1 protein-coding gene is annotated in these 279 nt (G+C 43.0%); it reads right to left on the reverse strand.

Translation table 11 applies throughout. The features are described from left to right. The coding region (locus CH339_RS25620; RefSeq protein ID WP_368731665.1) for an ABC transporter permease at nt 1-235 on the reverse strand (235 nt) is incomplete at its 3' end. Nucleotides 236-279 lie beyond the last annotated feature (44 nt).

The raw sequence follows: 279 nt of genomic DNA on the forward strand, positions 1-279 counted from the left end.
TCACCATAATCAATGTTAAAAAGGTTTGGCATGTGATGACAGACATACTGACGGCCACATTGGACATGACGTACTGCCTTGCCGTTATCGGTGTGGTCAAAAGCCTGAAATACGTTCTGTTCTCTTTTTCCTTTACTAACAGTTCGGTCAAGCTTCCCGCTGAAAAAAGCATCGCCATCAGAAGAAAACCGACCGTCCGCTCCGTCATGTTTCTATTTTTCGCCGTGTCTTCAATCGTAGATGTTTTGACACTCGTTTCAGAATTCCGGTAATTTTTAT

The organism is Rhodobium orientis (genome assembly GCF_003258835.1).
GTDB lineage: Bacteria > Pseudomonadota > Alphaproteobacteria > Rhizobiales > Rhodobiaceae > Rhodobium > Rhodobium orientis.